General features: G+C 36.0%; 20 protein-coding genes and 1 tRNA gene. 6 read left to right on the top strand and 15 right to left on the bottom strand.

Features of this window, described 5'->3' with window-relative positions; translation table 11 throughout:
• Positions 1–25 precede the first annotated feature (25 nt).
• The 6 genes from AC0L3Q_RS10925 to AC0L3Q_RS10900 all read right to left on the bottom strand — a co-directional run bounded on the left by AC0L3Q_RS10925 (position 26) and on the right by AC0L3Q_RS10900 (position 5494).
• Entirely contained in the window at positions 26–664 is a 639-nt protein-coding gene (locus tag AC0L3Q_RS10925; protein ID WP_473286587.1) for a DUF4290 domain-containing protein, read from the bottom strand.
• Between the two features lie 158 nt (positions 665–822).
• On the bottom strand, positions 823–1107 hold the full coding sequence (locus AC0L3Q_RS10920; RefSeq protein WP_073312725.1) for a DUF493 family protein: 285 nt from the start codon (positions 1105–1107) through the stop codon (positions 823–825).
• 67 nt (positions 1108–1174) lie between these two features.
• A complete protein-coding gene (locus AC0L3Q_RS10915; RefSeq protein ID WP_473286586.1) occupies positions 1175–1801 on the bottom strand; it encodes a nucleotidyltransferase family protein in 627 nt (208 codons plus the stop codon).
• Positions 1791–2852 (bottom strand): XdhC family protein, encoded by a 1062-nt coding sequence (locus AC0L3Q_RS10910; protein WP_473286585.1) that lies wholly within the window; start codon positions 2850–2852, stop codon positions 1791–1793. Before AC0L3Q_RS10910 ends, AC0L3Q_RS10915 begins: the two co-directional genes overlap by 11 nt.
• Before the next feature lie 7 nt (positions 2853–2859).
• Complete coding sequence (locus AC0L3Q_RS10905) at positions 2860–5013, bottom strand: xanthine dehydrogenase family protein molybdopterin-binding subunit (RefSeq protein ID WP_473286584.1); 2154 nt, start codon at positions 5011–5013, stop codon at positions 2860–2862.
• Between the two features lie 19 nt (positions 5014–5032).
• Positions 5033–5494 carry a (2Fe-2S)-binding protein gene (locus AC0L3Q_RS10900; RefSeq protein ID WP_073312718.1) on the bottom strand — a complete coding sequence of 154 codons (462 nt, stop codon included), beginning with the start codon at positions 5492–5494 and terminating at the stop codon, positions 5033–5035.
• A 179-nt stretch (positions 5495–5673) separates the two neighbouring features.
• Here AC0L3Q_RS10900 and AC0L3Q_RS10895 point away from each other — a divergent pair, with 179 nt between their 5' ends.
• The 5 genes from AC0L3Q_RS10895 (at position 5674) to AC0L3Q_RS10875 (ending at position 10243) form a co-directional block, all read left to right on the top strand.
• Positions 5674–6237 (top strand): AAA family ATPase, encoded by a 564-nt coding sequence (locus AC0L3Q_RS10895; protein WP_473286583.1) that lies wholly within the window; start codon positions 5674–5676, stop codon positions 6235–6237.
• Positions 6234–8135: a RecQ family ATP-dependent DNA helicase gene (locus tag AC0L3Q_RS10890; protein WP_473286582.1), complete on the top strand. Its 1902-nt coding sequence runs from the start codon at positions 6234–6236 to the stop codon at positions 8133–8135. The genes AC0L3Q_RS10895 and AC0L3Q_RS10890 overlap by 4 nt, the downstream gene beginning before the upstream one ends.
• Positions 8136–8139: 4 nt before the next feature.
• Complete coding sequence (gene fmt / locus AC0L3Q_RS10885; RefSeq protein ID WP_473286581.1) at positions 8140–9087, top strand: methionyl-tRNA formyltransferase; 948 nt, start codon at positions 8140–8142, stop codon at positions 9085–9087.
• Positions 9088–9274: 187 nt separating this feature from the next.
• Complete coding sequence (locus AC0L3Q_RS10880; protein WP_073312710.1) at positions 9275–9547, top strand: HU family DNA-binding protein; 273 nt, start codon at positions 9275–9277, stop codon at positions 9545–9547.
• Positions 9548–9682: 135 nt separating this feature from the next.
• On the top strand, positions 9683–10243 hold the full coding sequence (locus tag AC0L3Q_RS10875) for a YqgE/AlgH family protein (protein ID WP_473286580.1): 561 nt from the start codon (positions 9683–9685) through the stop codon (positions 10241–10243).
• On the opposite strand, the gene AC0L3Q_RS10870 is transcribed toward AC0L3Q_RS10875, so the two are convergent.
• Both AC0L3Q_RS10870 and AC0L3Q_RS10865 read right to left on the bottom strand, forming a co-directional pair.
• A complete protein-coding gene (locus tag AC0L3Q_RS10870) occupies positions 10240–11088 on the bottom strand; it encodes an aminotransferase class IV (protein ID WP_473286579.1) in 849 nt (282 codons plus the stop codon). The genes AC0L3Q_RS10875 and AC0L3Q_RS10870 overlap by 4 nt on opposite strands.
• Positions 11089–11148: 60 nt before the next feature.
• Positions 11149–11541, bottom strand: coding sequence for an START-like domain-containing protein (locus AC0L3Q_RS10865; RefSeq protein WP_073312706.1), 393 nt, complete (start codon positions 11539–11541; stop codon positions 11149–11151).
• A 187-nt stretch (positions 11542–11728) separates the two neighbouring features.
• On the opposite strand from AC0L3Q_RS10865, the gene AC0L3Q_RS10860 reads away from it, so the two are divergent.
• Positions 11729–11802: transfer RNA gene (locus AC0L3Q_RS10860), tRNA-Met, on the top strand.
• Positions 11803–11862: 60 nt separating this feature from the next.
• Here AC0L3Q_RS10860 and AC0L3Q_RS10855 read toward each other — a convergent pair.
• From AC0L3Q_RS10855 to AC0L3Q_RS10825, 7 genes are all read right to left on the bottom strand, one after another.
• Complete coding sequence (locus tag AC0L3Q_RS10855) at positions 11863–14238, bottom strand: porin family protein (RefSeq protein WP_473286578.1); 2376 nt, start codon at positions 14236–14238, stop codon at positions 11863–11865.
• Positions 14239–14407: 169 nt separating this feature from the next.
• Positions 14408–14842: a lipocalin-like domain-containing protein gene (locus tag AC0L3Q_RS10850; RefSeq protein WP_473286577.1), complete on the bottom strand. Its 435-nt coding sequence runs from the start codon at positions 14840–14842 to the stop codon at positions 14408–14410.
• A 114-nt stretch (positions 14843–14956) separates the two neighbouring features.
• Entirely contained in the window at positions 14957–15625 is a 669-nt protein-coding gene (locus AC0L3Q_RS10845; RefSeq protein WP_473286576.1) for an imm11 family protein, read from the bottom strand.
• Entirely contained in the window at positions 15626–19849 is a 4224-nt protein-coding gene (locus AC0L3Q_RS10840; RefSeq protein ID WP_473286575.1) for a hypothetical protein, read from the bottom strand.
• Positions 19846–20373 carry a hypothetical protein gene (locus AC0L3Q_RS10835; protein ID WP_473286574.1) on the bottom strand — a complete coding sequence of 176 codons (528 nt, stop codon included), beginning with the start codon at positions 20371–20373 and terminating at the stop codon, positions 19846–19848. The genes AC0L3Q_RS10840 and AC0L3Q_RS10835 overlap by 4 nt, the downstream gene beginning before the upstream one ends.
• Before the next feature lie 36 nt (positions 20374–20409).
• Positions 20410–20850 carry a hypothetical protein gene (locus AC0L3Q_RS10830; protein ID WP_473286573.1) on the bottom strand — a complete coding sequence of 147 codons (441 nt, stop codon included), beginning with the start codon at positions 20848–20850 and terminating at the stop codon, positions 20410–20412.
• Positions 20850–23003, bottom strand: coding sequence for a fibronectin type III domain-containing protein (locus AC0L3Q_RS10825; protein WP_473286572.1), 2154 nt, complete (start codon positions 23001–23003; stop codon positions 20850–20852). Before AC0L3Q_RS10825 ends, AC0L3Q_RS10830 begins: the two co-directional genes overlap by 1 nt.
• Positions 23004–23042: the final 39 nt, after the last annotated feature.

Here is a 23042-nt window from a genome sequence, read left to right as displayed (position 1 = left end):
TAGTATTGTAGTTGGGTTGTAAAAACTAGTATCTTTTCTTTCCTCGGCTGCGATAGTTCTTCTTACCTCCGCTAGAGTGTTTTTTCTTCTTCCCTCTCATTAAATTTGACGAGTCGGTAAGATCTTCACTACTTCCGATCAAATTGATCTTTCCGTTACTCAATTCAAATAAATGATCAAATATCACGCTATCTTCAACGGTATCTTTGTTCCAATTGAGATAACATTTTTTCATATGATTGGCTATCGTATACACCAGGGCAGTCTTAAGATCACCTTCTTCCCAGCTGTTTGCGACATCAATCATTCTTTTAATATTATTTCCGTAGAAACGATATTTAGGAAAATTTTGAGGATATTCTAAAGGTTCTGGACGTTCCTGAAGTTTTTCCTTTGTTAAAATTGGAAACGGTGCATCTACATCCAGTTTAAAATCACTCATGATGACCAATTGATCCCATAGCTTATGCTGAAATTCTGGCACATCACGTAAGTGCGGTTGAAGATTTCCCATAACCGCAATAATTGATTTTGCAACTTTATTCCTTTCGTCTCTATCTTCAATCGTTACTGCATGATTAATCATTTTCTGTAAATGACGCCCATACTCCGGAATAATGAGCTTTTCGCGCTCAGTATTATATTCTAAATTATTAATATCCATAAATTGTAAATAAACAGTGAAGTTATCCTCTTCCTATCGTGAAGCAAAAATAATTCGTTCCGCAAAATACTAAAATAAAATAAGTATGCTACTTTAAAAACGCAAAATAAAAGAGGATATTACTATCTTCTTGAACAAAAGATCTAATGATTTTTAGGTTATAAAGAAATGACTCCCTCTACCTTTTCAGCTACCTCTTTGTATTTAAGAATAACCTGATCTGGATTTTTCATCCTTACATTTATGGAAACACTTGTGTATTTACCATTCTTGGATTGTTTGGTACTAATCACTGCACCCAGATTATCAAAAATAGCTTCAATTTGCTGAATCTTATCATCTTCAGTAGGAACAATAAACTTATATAAATATGTAGTTGGCCATAATGCTGTATCGGCCAATTGCGCTTTTAATTTTTTATAAAATTCTTCAGAATCTTTCATATTCTTATCCTAAGCAAAATTTTGGCCAAAGATAAGGTTTAAGATTTATATTACCGAAGCACGGAAACTAATTATTTCCTTTAGGAAAATGTCTTGCTATCATTTCGTTATACTGTATCTTAGTATCTATATCTACACTTATAGCAGATGCATCAACAACAGCTAAAGCATCCTTGTATTTCTTTATAATCTTGCGTGCACCAAAATCTTTGTCCAACTCTTGCAATTCTTTAAAAATGTTGTTAGAAAAAATAGCTGGCACGCCGGATATCCCTTCGAAACCAGATGCTACGATTTTATGGTTCTGCTGCTCAAAAATTTGTATCAAGGATGTCAAATGTTTAGCATCTATTAAAGGTTGATCTGCTAACGAAATTAAAACACCATCACAAGATACATTTTCCTGTAAAATGACAGTAATCGCCTTGCTTATTGAAGACCCCATACCAGATTCCCAATCTAGATTACGAATAATAGAAATAGGTAAGTGACTTATTTTTTGATAGATCAAATCGTAATGAGCCCCCAAAACAACATAAGCTTTGTTATTGCTTACGGCTAATGATTGCGAAATAGCATGTTCAATAAGCGTGGAGGAACTCCAGGGTAATAGTTGTTTCGGCTCTCCCATTCTTGTAGAAGCTCCAGCAGCAAGAATGACATGAATAATGCCGTTCTCAGATTTAGATAGCATCTAGTTTTTTTCTTTTAGGATCATCATGTATGGCTCCTTTTTTGGCTTGCAAAGGTATAGGCTCTTGATTTCTGATTACCGAGAGAATTTCAGCTATGATCGAAATTGCAATTTCCTGTGGTGTCTCTGCTCCAAGATTTAATCCTGCTGGTCCATGAATGATTTCCATAAATTCATCATCAAGATCCGGAAAATATTCTATCAAAGCTGATAACAGTTTTTCTCTACGTCTCGCTGGTCCAAGTAAACCAATATAGGCTACCCGTATATCCTTTAACTTTTGCAAATACAACAAATCCTTGGCAAAATTGTGAGTCATTAATACTATCGCCGTCTGTAGATCAGAATGTGCTAATTCTAGCGAATCTGGTGCCAAAGCTTGTACTTTTGTTGCTCCCGGAAAATCAGACAACTCTTTTGGAGCATTGGGAGAACAAATCACCTCGACTTCCCACCCGGTTGCATTAGCAAGTGCACACAAGGCTTCAGCATCATGTTCTGCTCCTATAATAACTAACCGGAAACAAGGAAGCATTTCTCTTTCAAAACTCTCATATTCATCTTCCTGAAGAACAGGAACTACTTCTTCTGAAGATTTATAAAAACTAAACTTCTCACCATTATGAAAAGTAAGAATTGATCTCATAAAAGAACCTTGAGTAATCTCTTTTGAGAAAATAGAATTGATTTGAAACGGAATTCTGGAAAAAAGATGTTGTTCTATGGATTGCAATCCATTATCGTCAATATCAAAAGGCTCAATAAGAATATACAGTAATCCTTCACAACCCAAACGGTATTTACCGTCATAAGTCATTATTTTGGGAATATGCGTATCAAAAACAGATTGAGATTGTCTCAAAACCTCTTTCTCTACGCATCCTCCACTCACTGCTCCAACGGTTTTCCCGTTTTTCAGGATAAGCATTCCTACTCCAGGTCTACGATACGATGAACCTTCTACATCTACTACCGTAGCCATAACAGCAGGAATGCCTTTCTGTTTCGCAATTTGATATGACTGAATAATTTCTTTAAACTCGTGTGTCATAAATAGACTATCCTAGCGGCGCTTTTACATTCATATGTTTTACAAAAGGCTGCTTATACAAACGTATTCCTTTTGCGGCTTTTATGGCATTTGCCACTGCTGCTCCTGCAGGAGGTAACGCAGGTTCTCCTAAACCTGTAGGTGCAATATCGTTTTCAATAAAATGCGTTTCTACTACTGGAGTTTCATTCATACGTATTAAACGATATGCATTGAAGTTTTTGGCATCTGGTGCTCCATCCGTAAAAGAAAAATCTCCATACATGGCATGACCAATACCATCTAGCACTCCTCCTTCTATTTGATTTTTTGCTCCCAAAGGATTCACTACAATTCCACAGTCTACCACACAGGTTACTTTCTTGACAACGGGCACATCATTTTCTAATATTACATCTGCAACTTCTGCCACGTGAGTGTTATGACAATAATAGGCACTAAATCCCTGGTAAACTCCTTCTTGAGCTTTACCCCATCCAGATTTATCTACAGCTACTTTAATTACATTTTCGAGACGTTCTGGAGAGTATTGGATTCTATCATCTGTAGTCCCTTTTACATTTTGAAGTAAATCTAATCTAAGTTGAATTCGGTCTACCTCTAAAATTTCTGCTATTTCGTCAAAGAAGCTCTGCTCTGCAAATGATAAGAAATTGGTGTACGGTGCACGCCAAGCTCCTGTGGTTATCTTACTTTGATAATTGGCTACATCTACCTGATAATTATCAACAGCTCCTGCCGGGAAGAAATTAGGGATAAGACCATACATATTAGAGTTGACAGACGCTTCTTTAAGATGATATCCTGTGATCTTACCATCTTTGATAGAAGCACTAATTCTATATTTTATAGCCGGACGGTAAATACCTGCACTCATATCATCTTCTCTAGAATACACCACTTTTACAGGCTTTTGAGCGAGTTTAGAAATTTCGGCAGCTTCCAAGGCAAAGTCTCCATACAATCGCCTTCCAAAACCTCCACCCATACGAGTCATTTCTACCGAAACCTGCTCTGGATCTCTCTCCAACAATTCTGCAACTCTTCTAGCGGTACCCGCCGGAGTTTGTATCGGTCCCACCAAACGCACTTTATCTGCAGTTACATCTGCAAAGAAGTTCATCGGCTCCATACAGTTGTGTGGTAAGAAAGGAGACTCATAGGTTCTCTCTATTACCTGATCCGCTTCTGCAAATGCTTTTTTCACATCTCCATCAGCTCTCATGGTATTGAACTCCTTACCATTTAATAGATCTGTAAGGATTTTATCATGTCCTTCGGTGCTTTCTAACTTCGCATCAGATTCCCAATTGGCAGTTAATGCTTTTTTACCTTTCATCGCAGTCCAGGTATTGTTAGCCAACACCGCAATCTTATCTCCAAATTTGATCACATCCTGAACTCCAGGAATAGCTTTGGCTCCTGATGCATCAAAATCTTTTAATGTTTTTCCAAAAGAAGGAGGTCGCAATACCACAGCATACATCATACCCTCTTCTTTGTAATCCAATCCAAAGAGCGGTTTCCCGGTAATGATATTATCAATATCTACATTTTGAGCATCTTTCCCGATAATATTAAAATCTTTTGGATCTTTTAGGGTTACATTCTCAGGAACAGGAAGTGTTGCTGCTTGTTTTACTACTTCTCCATATCCTAGTTTATCCCCGTTAGCATTGGTGATCACTCCATTATCTGTGGTACATGTTGAAGGATCTACACCCCATTGTGCCGCAGCAGCATTGATCAACATTTGTCTGGCTGTTGCTCCTGTTTGTCGTAAAGGCTCCCAACCTAATCGTAAAGATTGGCTCCCTCCTGCTACCTGACGTGTAAAATTTTTGGTATCCAACGCTCCCTGGACTACATGTACGTTATCCCAGGCTACATCCAGCTCTTCTGCAATAAGCATTGGCATCGATGTTTTTACTCCTTGTCCTATTTCGGGATTAGGAGAAAAAATAGTTACCATACCATTATCGGCTATTTTGATAAACGCATTAAAGTCGTTAAAGTTCAATTGTGATACATCAACGGGCGGAGTAGCCTCAGGTTTACATGCTTGAAATAAGTTAAACCCAATTAACATTCCTCCTCCAGCTAATGCCGAGGTTTTTATAAATGATCTTCTGCTAAAAGAAGATGATACGATTTGTTTCATTGTTGTTGGTTTTATTGGATTAGCTCATTTTACTTGCAGCCTGCTCTACGGCTCTCTCGATTCTATTGTATGATGCGCATCTACAGATATTACCACTCATAGCATCTCTAATTTCCGATTTAGAAGGATTCTTATTTTCATTAAGAAAGGCTGTAGCAGACATAATTTGTCCTGCCTGACAATACCCACATTGTGGTACATCCACTTCTTTCCATGCCTGTTGTACAGGATGAGAACCGTCTTCAGAAATTCCTTCAATCGTAGTAATTTCCATTTCTTCAACATTAGATACCTGTAGTAGACAACTTCTTGTTGCGGATCCGTCAACGTGCACAGTGCAAGCACCACATTGACCAATACCACAACCAAACTTGGTTCCTACCATGTTTAAATGATCTCTAAGCACCCAAAGTAGAGGTGTATCCTGATCGGCCTCTACGGAATGAGACTTTCCATTAATTTTTAGATTGTAAACCGGCATGTGTTTTAATTTTAGTGTTAGTTTTTAACTAGTCTAAATAAGGCTATTTAGAGACAATAGCATTTGAAGGTAATAAAAAATAATCTTGAGAAATTCAACTTTAACAGACCTTTATAGTTCTGTTAATAGTATTTTCATATTCCTTTTATAATTCCGAAATTTGTATCAAAATCATTCCTTTGATAAAGAAAAGAATAGTTATTACAGGAGCGCCCGGTACAGGTAAAACCTCTATCATTTTAAAACTGGAAGCATCTCATTTTTTTTGTTTTCATGAAGTTATTCGAGCGATGACTCAAGAAGCTAAACTAACTAATGGATCAGATAGTATCGTTTCTAATCCCATTGTATCCGTTTCTGATCCTTACCAATTCAACACTACTATACTTAATGCCAGAATAAAGCAATTTGTTGATGCAGACGACAAGGAGGACAAGGTTTTATTTTATGACAGGGGTATCCCCGACGTTCTTGCTTATATGGATTATTTTGGGCAATCGTATGAGGATCATTTTATCAATGAAAGTAAAAAATATGTATACGACCATATATTTATACTGCCTCCGTGGAAAGAAATCTATGTGACCGACGAAGAGCGCTTCGAAAGTTTCGAACAAGCACAAGACATTCATCATCATTTAGTAAATACCTATACCAAATTAGGATACAATTGTATAGAAGTTCCTTTCGGAACAGTCGAGGAACGCAACAATTTTATTCTTAACACCATAAAATTAGATTGACAGCATCTCCGTTACAAATACTACAAAAATATTGGAATCACAATGGTTTTAGACCACTTCAGGAAGATATTGTTGATGCTATTCTCGAAGGTCAGGATACTTTTGTTCAACTCCCAACTGGTGGAGGCAAATCCATTTGTTTTCAAGTACCTGCGCTTATAAAAGAAGGTATTTGTGTGGTCATATCCCCCCTGGTAGCATTGATGCAAGATCAGGTCAAAGGGCTTCAAAGCAAAGGCATTAAGGCTTTAGCACTCCCTAGTGGAATCAAATATGCAGAACTAGATACGCTTCTGGATAATTGTATTTATGGTAACTACAAATTTCTCTATTTATCTCCAGAACGCTTACAGCAGGACATTGTAAAGGAGCGATTAAAACAAATGAATGTCAATCTTATTGCGATTGATGAAGCGCATTGTATTTCAGAATGGGGTAACGATTTTAGGCCTACCTATCGAAAAATTGCCGTATTAAGAACCCTGCACCCTACTGTTCCCATGGTTGCCTTAACCGCTTCTGCAACAGAACGTGTTCGGGAAGACATTATCAAAGAATTGGATCTTTTTCAGCCAAAAATTTTCAAACAGTCTTTTTACAGATCCAACCTGGCCTATCACGTTATTCATGTAAATGACAAAATATTTCGTTTAAAACAAATTTTGGATCAATATCCTGGTTCTTCCATTGTATATGTAAGAAATCGTAAATCTGCTGTTGAGTTGAGCGAATTGCTACATGGATCGGGTTATACCGCCTCTCATTATCACGGCGGTGTTTCGAATGAGCAAAAGACTAAGCGATTTGACCAATGGATGAAAGAAGATATTAGAGTTATGGTTGCTACCAATGCATTTGGGATGGGTATTGACAAATCAAATGTTCGCACGGTTATACATTATACACTTCCAGAGAGCATTGAAAGTTATTTCCAAGAAGGTGGAAGAGCGGGTAGAGATGGTGAACCTTCCTACGCTTTTGTTCTAAAAAGTGATAATGATGCTAATCGTCTATACAATCAATTCATCAAGGTACTTCCTAATACCGAAACTGTAAAAACAGTATATCGTAAACTATGCAACTATTTTCAGATCCCTTATGGAGAAGGTGAACAAAGTTCGCATCAATTCGAATTTAATACCTTCTGTAAAACGTATGATCTAAATACCTTAACCACCTACAACACGCTTCAACTACTGGATCGCTGTGGTGTGCTACGTTTTATGCAACGTTTTACAAAAAAAAGCACCCTGTTTATCACTACCACCGGAAATCATTTGCTGGATTATCTGGATAACCATCCAAACTGTGAACTGACTATGAAAGCAATACTGCGCACCTACGGTGGAATCTTTGACGAAGAAGTAGAAATCAATATTCCTTTTATTGCTTCAAAAATTGAAAAACCAGAGCAAGAGGTTGTTTCTGTACTACAAAAACTGAAGGAAGTAGAGTTATTAGAGTTCAATTACAAACGTTCTGATGCCGAAATCATTTTTTTAGTTCCAAGAGAGGATGAAAGAACCATACATCGAATACAACCTTATATTACTTCTCAAAATACTTCTAAGACAAAAAAAGTAGAAGCCATCATTCGATATACTGAAAACGAATCGACGTGCAAAAGCAATTTACTTTTACACTATTTTGGAGAAAAAACTTCTACCAATTGCGGAATTTGCAGTTATTGCACGGGGCTGAAGCAAGGACAAAAAAAATATGATCATCACAAAATACAGGAACAAATTATAAGGTTATTACAAGAAAAACAATTATCTTCAAGGGAATTGACCGCTACCCTTGAATATCCTGAACAGCTTCTTCTGAAGATATTAAAAGAAATGAATCAACATCAGATCATTAAGATCAATGATAATAACAAGTATCAACTAGTATAAAATAATGAGAGCATTACGAATCGTATTTATGGGGACTCCCGATTTTGCTGTCGAGACTCTAAAACAGATTATTGCCAACAATCACGAAGTGGTTGGTGTAATTACTGCACCTGATAGACCTGCAGGTAGAGGAAGGAAACTGAAAGCTTCTGCAGTAAAAGAATATGCCCAATCAAAACATCTAAAGGTATTACAACCTACCAACTTAAAAGACGAAACGTTTTTGGAAGAGTTAAAAGCACTAAATGCAAACCTCAACATTGTAGTAGCGTTTCGTATGTTACCAAAATTGGTATGGGATATGCCTGAATACGGTACTTTTAATCTGCATGCTTCTTTGCTACCCGATTATAGAGGTGCAGCACCAATCAATTGGGCTATTATTAATGGAGAGAAGAAAACCGGTATTACTACATTCTTTATCGATGAGAAAATAGATACTGGACAAATTATTTTGCAAGAAGAAGTAGCTATCGAAGAAAATGATACAGCTGGGACACTACATGACAAACTTATGGTACAAGGAGCCTTGTTGGTAGAAGAAACTATACAAGCAATTAAAAATGATAATGTACGTCTTGTATCGCAACCTAAAGAAGAACGATTTAAAACTGCTTACAAACTTAACCGTGAAAACACCAAGATCGATTGGCATCAAGATTTAAGCACTATACACAATCTTATTCGTGGTTTGTCTCCTTATCCATCTGCATGGTCTGAACTACAAAATAATGGAAAAACTGAAAATGTAAAGATATATGGAGTAAGTCCGGTAGTGGAGCCTAACAATTTTGACATTGGAAAAATCATAGTTGAAGACTCAAAAATTAAAGTAGCGGTTCGTGATGGATATATTTTAATTGACAAACTTCAACTACCGGGAAAGAAGGCTATGGACGCCAAAGCCCTTTTAAATGGGTATAACTTCTTTAGGGATGCCCGAATGTTATAAGGCTCACATAAAATTGGCAATAAAAAAACTACAAAAATTTAACGTGTTTATTAACAATCACCTTGAGTTATCAACAAATCCTTGTATTTACTGGGCTAATCCTTGCATGAATGATAAATCCGTATAAATTTGTAGAGCGTTTAACATAAAGATTGGTTTAACCAACAATTAATTTAAAAACAGAATTATGAACAAAACAGAATTAATCGATGCAATGGCAGCTGACGCCGGAATCTCTAAAGCAGCGGCTAAAAAAGCCTTAGAATCTTTCTTAGGAAGCGTAGAAAAAACTCTTAAAGGAGGAGAACGTGTTTCTTTAGTTGGTTTTGGATCTTGGTCAGTTTCTAAAAGAGCTGCAAGAGAAGGTAGAAATCCACAAACTGGAAAAACTATCAAAATCGCTGCTAAAAACGTTGTGAAGTTTAAGGCTGGTGCTGATTTATCAAAATCAGTAAACTAATCAGTTAGTTTCGATAAAATTAAAAAAGCTCCCTATTCCAGGGAGCTTTTTTTATGCTTTCCCATAAAAAGGCCCCACTCGGCTTTGATTATTAGAAATAATTATTTAGCTTTAAGTGATAAAGAAAGCCAGCGCATGATATCACTCCAACCATCAAAAGGACATCTTTTAGTTGCAGAGCCTTCTATAATCGGTGATGTTTCTTTCAATCGTTCTGTTGTTTTACTTGCTGATCATAGTGAACAAGGGTCGATTGGTTTTATAATGAATAAACCCCTTGAATATCTTCTTTCTGATTTGGTTCCAGAAATCGAATCTGATTTTAAAATTTACAATGGTGGACCCGTCGAACAAGACAATTTGTATTTCATTCATAAAATACCTGATCTAATTCCAAATAGTGTTGAAATCTCTGGTGGTATATACTGGGGAGGAGACTTTACAGTAGTTTCTCAACTAATTTCTGAAAACAGAATTACTCCGCAAGAAATACGGTTTTTCTTAGGATATTCAGGTTGGGGATCTCAACAACTTAATCAAGAACTTGAAGCCAACTCCTGGGTAATTGTTGAAAATGATTACAAAAAGAACATTTTCGGAAAATCCTATGACACCTTCTGGAAAGAAAAAATGATTGAGCTTGGTGGCGAGTATATGTTATGGTCTAACGCACCCGAGAATCCTACCTACAACTAGGCTCCTAATCTAATTCTAGAATTCAATATACCTAGTAATCGTTTACTGGTAGTAGTATCGTATTCTTTTTTCCTAAACTTGGTAATCGGTGTAATTCCTGAAATCACATTGGTGATAAACAACTCATTAGCTTTTTGTAGTTCAAATGGAGAAATAGAGCCTTCTTCTACTACATAATCCTCTAATTTTTCAAGGATTCGTAACAGTTGTGTTCTCAAAATCCCTTTCAAACAACCATCTTCTAAGGGTGGTGTCTTTATAGTATTTCCTTTCACCAGAAACAAATTCCCGTTAGTCGCTTCAATAACCATCTTATTAGAGTTGAGCAACAAACAATTGTCAAATTCATTCTCTTTGGCAAAAATACCAGCCAATACATTGGCGATTTTGTTGGTTGTTTTAAGCGTAGATAGCAGATCTGCCGCAATATAATGATCTTTGAAAAGAGTAACTTCGTTTTTTTCTTCAGAGAGTGTGTAAAAACTCGTTTCTAGTTTTGAAGTCGAAATGATATAATTCACCTCATTACTTGTCGGTGTATACAACCCTTCGGCATCTCTATATACCGTAATTTTAATCCGAGCCGAAACCTCGTTAAGACCATTAGCTTCGATCAAATCTTTAATTTCTTTTTCTAAAAACTCCGGAGTAAATTTCATAGGGATCTGCATACGTAAAATCCGCATAGCAGCCATTAACCTAAAATAATGGTCTTCCCAGAATAAAATATCCCCAGAATTAACTCTTATCGTTTCGAATAACGCATCACCGTAAGCAAATCCGCGATTTGCAATTGGTAAAAGAGCTTCATTATCTTTTACCAAATTTCCATTACTATTTACCATAAAGAAATCCCATAAATACTATCTTTTATGGGCACTGCAAATTTATATAAAAAAAGAAGTTTATGCCGATCCTAGCACATGTTTAAGGTTACTAATCATGTTATCCCAAAGCATCTTATTCTCGTCTAGTTCGTCACTGTCAGAATAATCAGTAACCATCAAAGATACATCTTTGGTAATTTCGTCTACTTGAATACGCAATTCAAAAAAATAATCGTTTCCTTCTTCCTCATCTTCTACCCATCTAAATTTAATTCTTTCACCACTTTTACGGCTTAAGAGCTTGGCTTCTTCTTCAGAATCATCCCAAATAAAAGTAAACAGTTCTCCTCTTGAGTTTACATTATCGGCAAACCATTCAGAAAGCCCAGAAGGAGTTGAAATATATTGATATAGTAATTGTGGCGAAGACTGTACCACAAATTCAAGTTCATATTTAGTTTTCTCAGACATAATCATTAATTGTTGATAAGCCAATATATAGATTAATTGTCGACTTTAAAAGTACAATGAAAAAAATTAAATATGCATTATTGTTTGCGTCAATGTATTTTGTTTTTATATTTGCACCCGCGTTTGAGTTGCTAGCGTGACTTTATAAAAAGATTGTTTATCAAACTCAAACCAAAATAGTAATCATGGCGAGGTAGCTCAGCTGGTTAGAGCGTCGGATTCATAACCCGGAGGTCGCGAGTTCAAGTCTCGCTCTCGCTACAAAAAAAGGTTGTCTTAAGACAACCTTTTTTCTTTTTCCTCTCTCCTTGATTCTTATTATTATTCTTTCAGTAATTTATGGAATATATCTGCTAATTGTATCTCCAAGAACTTAACAATTTGATCTTCAGAATCCTCGTTTTGATACATTTCAAACACAGTAGCTGCATTTTGTCTTTTCAACTGTTTGATATCACCCTCAGGGTTCTCGATATCTTCAGGTTTTAGCTTCCACCTTTCTAAAGATTTCAACAATTTTGTGTGTGCTTCGTACCGTTTTTCCAGTAAGCTTTGCATTTTTAAATCATCAGGGTCTTTTTCTTCTGCACTATTAATTTTGGCACTAATGATAATATATTCATCTCGTATTTCTCGATCAATTTCTCTAGCCTCTTTCAATAGCCTTAAATAAGAATCATAGATTTTTTCATTATAAAATTCAGCAAAATCGAGATAGGTATCCATTTCTTTCAGATAATTGATCGCAATCTCTTTGTAGATTTTCTTCTCTTTTTCTTGAGTTTCTACCAATTGTTCTGCCAGATTATTTATCCTTCCCTTTTTCTTTTTAATGATATGATCAAAACCTTCTTTCTCTGGAAGCTCCAACAATCTTGGAGTAATCTCGGTCGGCAGCCCCTCAAAACGATATTTACGATATTGGATTTTTATAGAATCGTTCTCTACTTTTGGCTTTCTTTCTCTCTTCTTGAAATTGAACTTTGGCTTTTTCAATCCAAAAACATAGTTATAGGCGAAAGTGGCCGTCAGTTCACTCAACAAATTATCATCTCCTCTATCTCTGAATAATTGTATGGCATTTAGATTAAAATTATGCCTTTCTTTAAGCGTATAGGTAGCGGATGCTCTAAGATTGATCACATTTACCGTCGAAGCCCTGCTATTCGAGCTATTATATCCAGTAGAAAATCGGGTATTTAATGTTTTTTGAAAAAACCGTTTCCCCAGGCTAACCGTCGGTCCCCAGGTAAAGGATTCTTCTCTCCCAATAGTGTTGTACGTTCCATTAAAAGCAGAAGTAATGGTAAAGCTAGTTTCAGAAAAATTAATCGTATGTCCTACATTCAAATTATGAAATGTGGATGCGTCACCCAAGCGTACAATTCCTCCCTGTTCGTTGGCTACATCATTCAAGGAATAATTTACATTCAAGTTTTGTTTGGATTTCTTTTTGTTGGATAGCACATAATTGACCGTTAAGGTAGAAGTTTGAGATAATTGTCTATAATCCAGGTTTTCAATTTGCTCGTCTATTAAATCCGCATCATTGATATCGTCGAACTGATTGGGTTTGATATTCGTAAATGTGGTAAAATTGGAATATGAACCTACAAGATTAAGTCTATCTGAAACTGCCAATGTAGCATTAGCAGATCCTACAAATCTATTAGTGTTATTTGCCTTAAGATTATCCAGATCATCTCTTTGGTACCCTATATTAATCGCCAAAGTCAATTTATCTCTAAAAAAGCTATTGGTTGCATCTAGTGTAATATTCTCGAAATCATTATTAAAGAAATAAGCTCCTAGCGTCTCGTATCCTGGATCTATACGCTCATACCCTATCCCCAACGATACTCTTCCTTGTGCATATCCCAAACGCGTTCTAAGAGCATTGTAATATTCTGTCGAAGCCCTATTATTAAACAATAGTCCTAAAGGAGAAATTCCTGGGTTATCAATCTCTTCGGCTCTGGTGTCTTTGGAAATGGCTGTAGAAGCATACTCTGCCTGTAAACTAAAACTTTGCCCTAGTTTTACCTCTCCTTCGACACTTAGTACCAAATTTTCTTGAGGTAATACTCCTTTGGCTTCAGGAATAGAATCTATAGAATTCTGATCATCTCTGGCATAAAAACCAATGATATCTAGTTTGTATTTTTCTTTTTCAATACGAGCTTTAATTCCATATCCCATTCTATTAAATGCGGGAATTGTCCTAGGATCCTCATCATCATTGGTAGCCCGCAGCAAGCGTCCCGACATTGCACTTATTTTGAATGAACCCGGAGGAGTTAAATCTACCCCACCCCCAGTAAACTGATGGCCATTTAAAGTGTACGGAGAAAAGGTCATACTTACTGTACCAATGTGACCTGTTATCCATTTATATTTTGGATGGATACTAATACGATTAAAATCAAAAGGTAGCTGATACCCTAATTCTTCTCCCTGATTTGAAAAACTGTAGGATATGGGTACCGAAAAGCTATAAATATTAATATTCAGTGCACCCTGTAGAAAGTATGTAAAAGGCTCCCGATTTGCGTTCTGATTAGAGTTGTAGTAAACGGTGCTGGCAGAAAATTGCCCGCTTACCTTTATAGGTTTACTACGGGTAATAGTTTCGTAGTCCAATGTTTGAGCATTGGATAGCATAGGAAAAAGTAGTAGTACTAGTAGTAATTTTCTCAAATAAAAAGTATTTGTTAATGATCACTAAAAGTCAAAATAAGCATCGTTTTTCTCGCCATATTTCTTTGAGTGCCCGAAAGTATTAAAAAAGCAAATTGTCGCAAAAAAACCACTTGAAGAAAGTGGTTTTTTTGCGTTTTTCTTTACCTAGAAAATTCTAATTTGATTTTTATTGTCTTGCAAACACAAGCTCCAAAACCACATTACCGGTACCAGGATCGGTATCGCGAATAGTCATAACATCTGCCGCAATAGCAAAGCTTAATTGCGATTCTGTAGGAACAATAACATTACCATCGGCATCCAAAAGCTCTATAAGGTTGCCATTGGTTCTGTATGTTGCCGTACTTTCCTCTACAGGTAAGCAATCGGTTCTATCTTGATTTGCTTCAAAACTTCTTGTGGTAAACATGTTTTCTGTAAACGTAAATGTTGTGTTTTCCTCACAATCCAGTAACATGATAGGGGTTCCATCACCTTCTGCAGCATTGGTTAATTTCCAAGTTCCTATGATGGAATTATTAATTCCTCCATCATCATCACTACCACATGATACCAGCATTAACGTTGTTAGCAAAAAACATACTAAAAATGATCTTTTCATTTGTTTTGGGTTTTAAGTTTAGTTTTAAGGTTGAATTTGTTATTTATCACCAAATAGAACGTGCATTTTTATAATAAATTACATTCGTCTTTGTTTTATTGTTATTCTATTATTCTACACATTTGGTTTATCTTTAAAAGTAATTCCGGGATATTCTCTAAGTTCATACCCTGTCATTTCTTCCTCTTTTAATGCAATTGCAAGTTTTTCGCTAATCAAGATCAAAGGGGTTAAATTCCAAAGACTTATTACATCATAACCAGGAAAATTATCTTTCACCACAATTTTTTTAACCCTTGCTCCCATCTCAAAGTTTAAAGAATCTTGTAATTGATGAAAAGCACTCACAGACACAATCGTTTTTTCTTCGACAATTTGAAAAGGCGTTTTGGTAAAGATTTCTACTGTGGATTGATTAAAATCAACGTAATCTAAAAGGCTATTTATAAAATGAAACCAATAATAATCCAACACCTTGGTATTATGTTGCACATTAACTGGATAAAAATTATGCGTAGGTAAATGATGTTGTTCTAAAATATTTTTAAAATTACTATCAACGGTAAATCCATAAAATCCAGATAAATTATGTAAATAATTAGTTGGAAGACCTTTATCTATTATATCAACCTCATAATTTGGAGTAAAATCCGGTAATTTATCCCAACTCACATTGTGATATGAATTATCGGCCATAGCCTTGTATCCTTTACTTCTCTGAACTTGCGGGTAAGCTCCTATTTGATTTAAATCATCACTAGCTCCAATAGTGTAATATTTCATTTAATTTATATTATATCGAGGATTAATTTCAAATTTGAAATAATCATTAAGATTCTTATATGTTGAATTTTTGGCTTTAAAAATTTCGTTTTTCAGTTCAGGTATTAAACTCTTTTGCACAAAATTGTTTGCAGACTCGGCTGTTACACTTCCTCGAGAAGAAAATTCGTTTAATCTGAATTCAATAAATTTATCATATGCTGGATGGTTTTGATGCAATCCAACTTCTAGGGCAGCATCATAATGTTCTAATCCTAAAATACTTTCTGGTAAATTGGGATGAAAACCTTCTCTAGCTGCTAATTGAATTATTGGATGTTCCGTTTTTCCTAATGAGATAATATGATGGGCATCAATCCCATCGGATGTTCCCAAAAAGTTCTTGATTTGCCTTCTTAAACTTTCTTTTGCTGCTTCTGAAAAGAAATCAATCTCTCCATCTACAATTTTCCATTTCAAGTACATTCGTTTCCCTCCTAGCTCAACCCTCCTAGAAATTTCTGTAGTTCCATCAAGTATCTCATTCGCAATGTTATATCTTCTTACTCCATCAACAATCCCTTCTGCTTTAGGAGCCGCAGCTGCAGCAGTAATAGGCAGCTCATTGACCTTTTTCATATAACTATTATGGTCAGCTGCCCGCCAGTTCTCTAAGAATTCATATTGATGTCCTCCTCCTGGGTAATTTTGTCCGGCATTAGGTCCGCTAAGTTCTTTTTGAGGGCCAATAGTACCACTACGAGTTTGTATGGGTTTTACAGCTTCATACTCTCGTAATACCAACCCTCCATTTTCAGCAGGATTTTTCCATCCTTCTAATACTGCTAGTTCTTGTCTTAACTCTTCAATTGTACTTATAGGTTTATTAGAGCCAAATCCACCTGGTACCTTCTGGTTATTTAAATATTCTACTACATAAAATTTCTCACCTACCTTTATAGTATAATCCTTAACATCGGTACCATTCATATAGGGTGGGCTATTACCACTACGTACATGAAGTTCATTAATTAAATCTCCACTTCTGGTAATTCCTTCTTCATACTTTGGCCTAAAGATTGGGCTACCTTTATAATCTTTGATAACGACTATGTCATCATAAACTTTACCTTTTACGGTAATTTTAACCGGAATCGGAGCTTCTAACCCTGGAATAGGTTTATAGTTATCAGCTTCAGAGTATATTTTTATATTCTTTAGGAAACCTTCCGGATCAATTTTACAGAACGTTTTTCCTTCAAACTTTAATACCAAAAGTTTATTAACGATCTCTGTCTGGATTCTATTTGGAAATTTATTGATTAATTGACCAGCCAAGGGAGCCTTATCAACATAAAACGCCAACGTCATATCTTTTGACGCCTTATATACATCTTTAATCTTTTTAGAAGCATTTGCCCCTAATCCTGCTATTTTAGTCCTTAGATTACTTTCTAAATCTGAAACTTTTTTAAATAGTTGCGCTCGAGCCGTAGGGTTATTTTTAAGCTCTTTAATAATATCCGGTAAAACAGTTATAAATTTTTTGACATCTACAGTAATCCCAGATAAGTTATCTCCGGCTTTAAAGGTCATTCCTTTTGCCAGATCATACCAGTTACCTGCTCCTTTTCTAAGTTTCACTAACCCTTTTGGCAAACTTGATAAAGCTGAAGGTAAATTGGCTAATCCCCATACCATATTGGCAATTTCAAGAGTATTTACGAAATCGGTACCCAAGGCTTCGCCCATCTCTTCCTTATAAATAGCAATCGCAGCATCGGTTCCGGCAAAAAAGATCTCGGCTATAGCTGCCATCACTACCGGCGTTAATGCTCCTCCTGATCCGGCAATAGCAATTGCAGAAGCTACAATCACAATCCCATCGAGGGTAACACGAGCGGCTACAGAGTTTTGCTGTGCTCCTATACTACCATCCATCCAGGCGATATAGAAGGCAGGAACACCAATAATATCTCCTTTGCTAAATTGTACCGAATTATTGATCTTGGTATCCTCGACAAATTCCACAAAAATGTACTCAAAAGGATCAAAAGAGCGATCCATCACCTTATGGTCTTCTATTTCCAGATGTATCTTAATATTGGCTTTAGAAAAATCAACTTCGGCATCGAGATCAAAATCATTACCATCCGTACCACCAAAGAAATTAGCTCTAGCCATAGGCAGGTAATTTCCTTTAATCTCATCTATTTTGTTTGGTTTGTCGGTCGTAAGGTACTGTTGCTTTTCATCCAGATATTTTTCGTAATTCTCTCGTTGCCAAGTCAATTCTTGTTGAGAAAGTTGTAAAACCCGAGCCAAGTTAACTACAAAATTGGCAAAACGCTCATTATCACTATCCACAGCAGCCCACCAATTTTTGGACTGAAGGATCTCCCAGATTTCTGTAAAGAGCTTATTATTGTTAGCTTTTAGCTCTTTTACAATAGTCTCAGCATCTCCCGGAGTAATATCCGTAAACATTGAAGAAATAACGTCCTCAGTATCCGAGAACCAGAACCAACTCCAGTCATCACCTTTTGAGATTGCATGTTTGATGATAGCAACACGGTCATTAACATCTCCAAAACCTTCCAAAATCAGGCTTATGTAATAGTTTAAAAACTCAATTTGGAGGTCATTCCCGCTTAAAACACCTTCTGCGGTTATTTTATTGATGTATTCGTAAGTTTTTTCTCCATTCCCTAGAATACCATCTTTGTAGGTAAGAAAATTGTAAATCGTTTGTCTGTCATCTCTGTCTTCGATGTTCTTGAACACATTAACAATCATATTTTCATGAACCCCATTAAATACAGAGTCATTATCTATCGCCCATTTTGCTAGAGCGATTCGAGTTGGGATGTCTTCTTGAGCATCCAAAATTTTGGTAAGTCCTTCGTAAAACACATCAGCGTACAATTCGTAATCCTGAGCCGAAGTTTCTTCGATGATGTTTTTTAAATTCTTTAAATCCTCTCCAGTAAGGTACGCATAGATTTCAGAGGAGTCTTCTGGAACATTCCCAAACATCCTAAGAATCAACTCCCCGATCCTAAGTCGACGCATAGGATCTACAAAAAAGTCTACTTTCTTATTATTAAAGGCTATCTCCAGGAGTTCGATATATACCTTTTGATTTTTTCGAGCTGCAAAAAACTCTCCCAAAGCATCACCAACTTGCCTTAAGTTTCTTTGATCTTGGGCAACAACATCCCAGGTTAAAAACTGCAACAGATTGAGTAGCTCTTCACATTCATTGTCTACCAGAAAACTCTCGAATGCAGCATCATCTGTATCTATATTAAAGCTTAGAACATCTGTAATTGCTTTAGCAATAGGAATTTTACTCCATTCAAAATCTCTTTGCGCCAACAAAAAGGTCTCTAATAAATACCCTCTTTCTTTCTTTAAGTATTCTCCTTGATTCTGGTTACCAATATAAAGTAAGGCTCCAATAAACGAAGTATAATTATCTCCATCGAATGGATTGATGGAGCGATCATCCATTTCCTGTAAAAGAGTGCGCAACAATTCGTTCTTACCGTCTGCCCCTCTAAAATCAGCAAATAGCTTTGCATAATCTTTGTTATCTATATTATGAAGAAGATAGAGTATAACTGCCTCTTGTTTCTCTTTGATCGTTTTTTTGGCGATTGTTTTGATCGCTTTAATGATAGTGGCATAATCAATATCTTCAAGTACATCTGAACACAGTTTTCTCGTTGCATCAACGATCTTATCTACATCTTCAGAATTAACCGCTTCTACAAACTTATTCTTTTGACTAGTTCCTTCATCTACACTTAATGTTGAACACTTGCTATTGTTGATCATTCCTTTTAAGAGCTCTTCCAGGAATTGAGATTCAGGCAGATCAGCGTCAGATAAGTAGTTGAACCAGGCATTAATCTTCTTGTAATTCTTATTTCCGCTAGTACTGGAAAGATTTGCGTAATGCGCTTTAAGTAAATCCTTATCTATTTTTTCTACATTGGATCCCAACAAATAGTTTGAAAATGACCACCAGGAGATATTTGCTTTACCTACTTGATCTCCCTTGTCACCTTTTACAATTGCAAAATAATAGCTTGACAAAGCGACTGCTCCTTCTCCACCGGCTTTAGTAAGGGTTTGTTGAATTAACGCTTTTTTACTTTGATCAGCCTCTCCGTCCTTTTTGAAAAAATCCTTAAGTGCATTATAGGTTTGTCCTGCCTCAGCACTATTATCTCCTTTCAAAGGACCATTAAAAGCTCTTTGATAAAAGTCCTTAAGCTCGGTTGTAGTTGCTGTGGATACTTTGTATCTATTTTCGAACGGAAAAAAGGAGCTGCAATAGCTTTTTTCTTGTTGGCAACACCAAAATATATTAGGGGAGCATTTTTTTCTCCTAATTTCCTATTGATTTCAACCAATTTTTGGTTCAATTCCTGAATGTTTACAGGAGTTTTGTCCAATCCGATATCACTCAAATCAAATTGATCTTCTACATAATCCGATACCATATTGGGATTGAAAGTATCATCTCCCACCACATAAACGTACCAATTGTTTTGGCTATTATTGTTTACTTTATTGGTCTTATTGAACTGAATTAAATATTCTAATTGATTGGCAATTCCAATATTTACTTCCTCTATGGTCTTAAATTTGGTTTTACTAACCGGTGAAATTTCATGAGCATAAATACCCAAAGATGAAACTATAGAAAATAAGAGTATCAAGAGATAGCTCTCTATTTTATTATAACAAGTTCCAGACATAAAATTCATTTTATTTTCAATTTCTTATAATCATTCTTAATATCTACCTCCCCATTTTACATGCTCAGTAAATACTCCTGTTTTGATATCCAAATACTGTAACTCAAAATACATTGCACCATCAGAGATTACAATTTCTGCATACTCTTTGCCTTCAATATGTTTCATTCCATTACACCCGTCGATATATCCCATCATCGGTTTTTCATCAATTACTTTACCCCAAAAATTTTTGACTTTCTCTTTATGAGGATGAATCACCCAAACTTCTCTTTCTGGAGTCGAGTACTCTTCGTTTTTAACACCATTAATCATCTGATCAGACTTAAAAAATGGTGCCTCAATACTGTATACCATTGTACCATCAGCATCCAATAAAGCAGCATTATTAGGATGTTTATGTTCGGTATCCTTGCCATAAACAATAAAGTTCAGCTCGCTATTTAGTGTATATTTTTGAGTTTGGTGCACTTGCATTATTGTCCGAAATACTTGTATTTGTAATTATCGATTAAACCTTTTAAAGCTTTTTCAATTCCTTCTATCAAGAGATCAATGATTCTATTTTCAGAGTCTCCACTATCCTGAGATTCTTTAAGAATTTTTGGTAGATCTACATCTGTTTCTAATGCTTTACTTACAAAAGACCGTATCCATTCTTTGTCTTCAACATTTTCTGCTATAGATTTTGAAAAGAAGTATAAATGAAACTTTTCCTGTACATCAAATATTTGAGTAAACTCTTCTGGAACTGTATTTACAGTAGTTTCGCCTTCAAACTCAAATTCAAACACTTCATCCAGGTCTGATTCATCTCCCTCGGAGGTGTCATCAGAAGAAAAACTATAAATAGCATCATAATCTGCAATAAGTTTTTCCTCCTGAGATCTATTCTGCGAATAGTACTTCTCGATTGCTTTTACTATCAAATCAACAATTTCCTCTTTGATTTGATCCAATTGGTCTGCAAAGTTTTGATTCAACTGATCAATCTGATTTTGAATCTCTTCTTTTTCTTCTTCGGTCTCTGCCTGCTCCAACTGTTCTTCTAACGCAGTAATTTGCTGATCTAACTCTTCCAACTCTCGAATTTCATCTTCAGGTAAGTCTCTTTCGATTCTTTCTAATAATGCCTCTCTATCCTCTCCTGTTAATTCTCCTTCTCGTAATCGATCGGCTATATCCTCTAGGATATCCAGTATTCCTCCCGTAGTCAAGTCTACGATAGCATCTATTTCATTACTAATGTCATCGACACCTCCCCAGTTTTCGTCATAATCAGTTTCTACAACCCCATCTATCAATTGGTAACCTGTGTTAATTCTAATACCACTAAAATCAACTTTAATTCTAGTATCTTCAAGATAAGGGACTACGATATACCCCCATCCTGTAAAAGAACCATTTTGGCCATCGACTTGTTTTACCGTTACCGGAAAATCTCCTGCCGTAAACACATCATTGATCACCATAGTTTCTAGAGGTTCCTGATTTGTAATAACAATTTCTGGTGTTATCCCACAATTATAAGTGTTAGTTTCTTCAGGAAGTACTATGGTCGTAAACTCATAAATCTGAGAATAGGTAAACGGTCCATTATCCAAACACTGTCCTCCTACTCTAAACTCGTAGGTAGTCCCTGGTTCCAGATTATAAATGGTTCCGTTTTCATTTACCGTTCCTGTATCAAACCAAACGGCATTCTCTGTATCTTTTTTTCTGTATTGAATATTATATCGTATGTGATCAACACCCTGCCAAAGAATTTTTTCGCTGGTTGTGCTCTTGGCTTCAGCTAGGATATATTCGGGTTCAGAACAAGCTCCAGAATACGTAAAATGATAAATCTCGCTATACCCATCATTTTTAAAAACTGATGTTTCACTGATTCCGTCACTTACCATAGCCCGAACTCGCCATGCATAGGTTTTATCAGGAAGTAAAGGAGTTTCCCCTGGGCCATATAACAAGGTAGTAGCAAAGGTATTGGTTTGATACAAAGGCGGACTTGATAAGAAAACGGCTTGTGGATTCATTTGATTATCCCAAATCTCTACCAATGTAAATTCATATTCAACATTGGTAGCATTAAGATGTCTCGGTGTCCATTGAAAAATAATATTTTGAGGATCACGCATCAACACTTGCTCTCCTCTATTCGGAACATTTAAAATTGGAGGATCATTCAATACAAGATACACCGCTGTGCAGCTTTTACGTGAAATTTGCTGACCGGATTGTGCATCATACACTTCGAAACAAAAACGGTAAAATCCTTCTGGTAAAGGAAGATTATATTGCTGCGGACTTATTCCTTGCAAATTCTCTAACTGAAAATAAGCTCTTAAATCCACATTACTCAACCGGAGCGGTATTCCACCTTCAAGAAAAATTGGCGGTGCTCCTATCACTACATCATTACTCTGTATGGATACCCCACCATTACTTTCTACAAAAAACTTGAGTCGTACTTGACGATTCGATTCATTAATATCGGTAAGCAATAAATTCACCAACAGTTTTTCAGAAACAGAGGTACCGTACTCCGATAATCGAAGACTATAGGGAGGTATGACTTGTGGATTTACATTAACAGGAAAAACCTGCGCATTGACGGAGGTCAAGCACAATGTAACGAGTATAATTAGAGTATGTAAAGCCTTTTTGTA

It is taken from the genome of Aquimarina sp. KJ22-3, assembly GCF_055808215.1.
The sequence above is the reverse complement of the archived record's forward strand: the minus strand, read 5'-3'. Positions and strand labels throughout refer to the sequence as shown.